Here is a 2,148-nt window from a genome sequence, read left to right as displayed (position 1 = left end):
CTGTCAATTATTTACAGTATATTTGCAAATAAAAAAAATGTTATGAGAATATTAATATCATGGATAAGCAAAAAAGATTTGGATTTTGATAATAATTTAGATAATAGTCCTAATATAAGTTTACACAAAATAAGTAAAACAGATTATGACAAGCATATTTTACTGAGCACGCTTAAAGAAAATATAGATGATATTGAAAACATTAAAGCTCAAAAATTACGGACATATCTTACTAAGGAAATAAGAACTTGTAAATTTGAAATAAAATTTTTAAACATGAGTAATGCTTATGATTTAAATGAAGTTTTACAAAACACAGAATCCGTTATAGAAGAATTTAGAAATGAGGAGATTGAAATATTATTTACTTCAGGAACATCAATAATGAGTATAGCCTTTTATCTCCTTTATATTCATAAAGGTTATAAAATTAAAATGATACAAGGCATTGAGCCTAAATTTTCAGATAGTAAAAGAGCAGAGTTTAAGAAAGTAGAATTAGAACAGTTATCACCAGGTATTATTAAAGCTAAAACAAAAAGCTTAGAAGATAAAAAAGAGGATTATTTTTTTACAAAATCATTAAAAAAAGTCTATGAGCGTGCCAAAAGAATAGCTAAAACTCCTAATGCTACGGCATTAATTCAAGGCGAAAGCGGAACGGGTAAAGAGCATCTTGCAAAACATATTCATAACAATTCAGATAGAAAAAATAAAGATTTTATAGCTGTTAATTGTGCGTCTCTTTCAGATGATTTATTGGAAAGCAGATTATTTGGTTATGTTAAAGGAGCTTTTACAGGTGCTGATGAAAAAGGAAGTATTGGTTTTTTTGAGAAAGCTAACAAAGGCACAATATTTCTTGATGAAATTGGTGATATTTCACCATCAATGCAACAATCTCTTTTAAGGGTTTTGGAAGAAGGTAAGATTGTAAAAGTTGGAGATACAAAAGAAAAAAATATTGATGTAAGAATAATTGCTGCAACTAATAAGGATTTGTTTGATGAAGTTGAAAATGAGAAATTTCGTAAAGATTTATACTACAGAATAAATAAAATTGATTTATTTTTACCCTCACTTAAAGATAGAGGAACTAAAGAAATAAAAGAAATGATTGAGTACTTTAATGATCAGCATTCTAAAAGATACAATAAAAGCTTAAAATTAAGCAAGGAAGTTAAGGAATTTTTATATTCATATAACTATCCGGGCAATGTAAGAGAATTGGAAAGTATAATAGAAAGTTTTTATATTTTATATGAAAACAATGATGTAATAAGTATTGAAGATATACCCGAATATGCAAATAAAACATCAAAAAAAGACTTAATAAAAATGGAGGATGTAAAAAGAGAACATATTAAGAAAATTTATAAACGCTATGATGAAATAAAACAAAAAGCTGCTGATGCTTTAGATATTAGTGTAAATACTTTAAAGGTATATTTATCAAAAAATAATTAGTATTCTCTAAATTTTACAAATTCAAATTCAGCAATTTTTTTACCATTTTTTACTTCAGTTACTTTTCTTTTACTTGTAGAAGCAATGCATTTAATATTATTATTTTTTAAAAGACTTACCAATTGAAAAACAAATGTAAATTCACCTTGAATATGTACAGCATTTAATTTTTTCTCATCAGTTGTTTTGTTAAAAATTTCAATTATTTTTTCAAAATAATTTTCAGCAATATCTCTGACATCTTTTTTTGAAAATTCAGGATTGATAGCAGGAAAAGAAAGGTCAATGATATTATTAAATTTTTTAAGAGCAATTTCTTTTTGTTTGCTACTCCATTTATTTTGAGGATGATTTGATAGGTTAATTAGCATTGGTTAATAATTTATATATTTCATTATGTATATCTTTAACATGTTTCCCGTATAAAACTTTTATATTATAATCGTTACATTTTTCAATTATCCATGGTTGTGGTTTATATTTTGTAACTAACACTGCATTACCAAAAGGTCCTAAAAAATATTTTTTTAAAGAATTTAATTTATAAACATGATTTTGAAATACATTACCTGCCTTGCACTCAATAAATACAGTTTTTAAGCCTTTGGTTAATACAATATCTATCTCATTTTTTTGTTTATCGTTTTTTTCAGCCTTATATTTAAATACAACATTTGAAAA

3 protein-coding genes are annotated in these 2,148 nt (G+C 25.0%); 1 reads left to right on the top strand and 2 read right to left on the bottom strand.

Annotated elements, in window-relative coordinates; all coding sequences use genetic code 11:
- On the top strand, positions 1–1,467 hold a 1,467-nt coding region (locus tag U9R42_11430; GenBank protein MEA3496635.1), incomplete at its 5' end, for a sigma 54-interacting transcriptional regulator.
- Here the strand turns inward: U9R42_11430 and U9R42_11425 are convergent.
- Together U9R42_11425 and U9R42_11420 are read right to left on the bottom strand one after the other, a co-directional pair.
- The gene (locus U9R42_11425) at positions 1,464–1,838 is read right to left on the bottom strand and encodes a hypothetical protein (GenBank protein ID MEA3496634.1); all 375 of its coding nucleotides are present in this window, start codon (positions 1,836–1,838) and stop codon (positions 1,464–1,466) included. The two genes, U9R42_11430 and U9R42_11425, sit on opposite strands and share 4 nt — an antisense overlap.
- Positions 1,828–2,148: DUF1887 family CARF protein (locus tag U9R42_11420; protein MEA3496633.1), on the bottom strand; the 321-nt coding region annotated here is incomplete at its 5' end. The genes U9R42_11420 and U9R42_11425, both read right to left, overlap by 11 nt.

Source organism: Bacteroidota bacterium, assembly GCA_034723125.1.
In the GTDB taxonomy this organism is placed as follows: Bacteria; Bacteroidota; Bacteroidia; order CAILMK01; family JAAYUY01; genus JAYEOP01.
Note: the sequence above shows the minus strand (reverse complement) of the source record. Positions and strands in the feature narration are given on the sequence as shown.